This is a genomic window from Xanthomonas sp. SHU 199, assembly GCF_000364665.1.
GTDB lineage: Bacteria > Pseudomonadota > Gammaproteobacteria > Xanthomonadales > Xanthomonadaceae > Xanthomonas_A > Xanthomonas_A sontii.
This window is the reverse complement of the sequence record NZ_AQOI01000318.1, coordinates 1-2,390: the sequence shown is the minus strand read 5'-3', so window position 1 is coordinate 2,390 and position 2,390 is coordinate 1. Positions and strand designations below refer to the sequence as shown.

The window sequence follows — 2,390 nt, the reverse complement described above, 5'->3', positions numbered from 1 at the left end:
CCCGCCGCACCACGACGAACTGCTGTTCATCGTCCAGCACCAGACCTCCGAGCTATGGCTGAAGCTGCTGGCGCATGAGCTGGGCGCGGCGATCGGGCACCTGCAGCGCGACCAGGTGTGGCAGTGCCGCAAGGTGCTGGCGCGCAGCAAGCAGGTGCTGCGCCTGCTGACCGAGCAGTGGTCGGTGCTGGAGACCCTGACCCCGTCCGAGTACATGGGCTTCCGCGACGTGCTGGGTCCGTCCTCCGGCTTCCAGTCGCTGCAGTACCGCACCATCGAATTCATGCTCGGCAACAAGAACGCGCAGATGCTGCCGGTGTTCGACCACGACCCGCAGGGCCAGGCGGCGCTGCAGGCGGTGCTGGAGGCGCCCAGCCTGTACGAGGAGTTCCTGCGCTACCTGGCCCGCTTCGGCCACGCGGTGCCGGCGCCGTACCACGCCCGCGACTGGCGCCAGCCGCACGTCAGCGACCCGCTGCTGCGCCCGGTGTTCGAGCGCATCTACGAGAACACCGACCGCTACTGGCGCGAGTACGCGCTGTGCGAGGACCTGGTGGACCTGGAGACCCAATTCCAGCTGTGGCGCTTCCGCCACATGCGCACGGTGATGCGGGTGATCGGCTTCAAGCGCGGCACCGGCGGCTCCAGCGGCGTCGGCTTCCTGCAGCAGGCGCTGGCGCTGACCTTCTTTCCGGAACTGTTCGAGGTGCGGACGTCGGTGGGGCTGGAAAGCCGGGACCCGGGACTCGGGACCCGGGACCCGGATGGGGCGTCGCAAGCGCCGTAGTGGAGCGCGCTGGCAGGCGCCGCTCGGCCTTGCTGCGCTGCGTCGTGGTCGGAGGCGTTGGTCTTTCCGTGGGGCGTGCCGCGTGGACCCGGGCGTAGCGCATGCGCACATCGCCTTCTCGCCCGGAATCCCTGGCCTTCGGGGGCCCGACTTTCCGGGTCCCGGGCTCCGGGTCCCGAGTCCCGGCCCGGCCGCGCATTTGACGCCACGCCGTCGCTCGGTGATCCTCGCCCGTTGCCCGGCCTGGCCGGACGCACCGCCCCAGCCCATCCTGAATACGCAAGGGAACACCGCATGAGCGTTGACGTCGTCGCGTCGAATCACCCCGCCTCACCGCAGCCGCCGTCAGCGCAACCGCCCGAATTCAAGACCCTGCTGGGGCATCCGCGTCCGCTGTGGATGCTGTTCATGACCGAGTTCTGGGAGCGCTTCGCGTTCTACGGCATTCGCTGGGCGCTGGTGCTGTACATCGTGGCGCAGTTCTACAACGGCAATGCCGACGGCGAAGGCGACGCCAGCCGCATCTACGGGGCCTACCTGGCACTGGTGTACGCCGCGGCGATCTTCGGCGGTTACGTGGCCGACCGGGTGCTGGGCTACCAGCGCTCGATCCTGACAGGCGCGATCATCATGGCCGCCGGGCTGTTCATGATCTCGCTGCCGCAGCAGCACGTCTTCAAGCTCGGCCTGGCCACGATCATCGTCGGCAATGGCCTGTTCAAACCGAACATCTCCACCATGGTAGGTAAGCTCTACGGCCTCCAGGACGCGCGCCGCGATTCGGGGTTCACCATCTTCTACATGGGCATCAACATCGGCGCGATGATCGCCCCGGTGTTCACCGAGTACCTGGCGCGCAAGGTGTTCGGCAGCGACAGCACGCCGTCCTACAAGGTCGTGTTCATCGCGTCGGGCGTGGGCATGCTGATCTCACTGGTTTGGTTCTACATCGGCCGGGCCGGCCTGAAGGGGATCGGCGCTGCGCCAGTGGGCGCCGAAGGACTCGGTCGCGTCGCCATGGTGCTGGTCGGTGCGGTGGTCGCCATTCCGGTGGCGTACTTCCTGCTGGCCTCCGGTGCCACCGCGTTGGCCTGGATCCTGGGCGCGATGTTCACCGCGCTGTCGGTCCTGTTGCTGATCGAGGGCATCCGCGAGGGCAAGGTGCAGCGTGACCGCGTGATTGCCATGCTGATCATCTTCGCCTTCAACGTGATGTTCTGGATGTTCTTCGAGCAGGCCGGCAGTTCATTCACCTTCCTGGCCGAGAACATCGTCAACCGCCAGTTCGGCGCCTGGACCTTCCCGACGGCATGGTTCCAGTCTGTGAACTCGGTGGCGATCATCATCCTGGCGCCTATCATCGCCTGGATCTGGGTGGCGATGGGCCGCGCCAATCCGTCCATCCCGCGCAAGTTCGGCCTCGGCCTGCTGTTCAACGGTGCAGCCTTTGCACTGCTGATGTACGCGCTGTCGTCAATGGTGGTGGACGGCAAGATCCCGTTCTGGACCCTGTTCATGGTCTACGTCATCCAGTCTATCGGCGAGTTGTGCCTGTCGCCGATCGGGTTGTCGATGGTGACCAAGCTGGCGCCGGTGCGGCTGG

The 2,390-nt window shown here is 66.7% G+C and carries 2 protein-coding genes; both read left to right on the top strand.

Translation table 11 applies throughout. The features are described from left to right. Positions 1-787, top strand: a 787-nt coding sequence (locus D183_RS24520) for a tryptophan 2,3-dioxygenase (RefSeq protein ID WP_017909088.1), incomplete at its 5' end; no start/stop codon positions are given. Positions 788-1,081: 294 nt separating this feature from the next. Beyond that, positions 1,082-2,390 (top strand): peptide MFS transporter (locus D183_RS0111310; protein ID WP_039727212.1); only part of this gene is annotated, 1,309 nt, incomplete at its 3' end.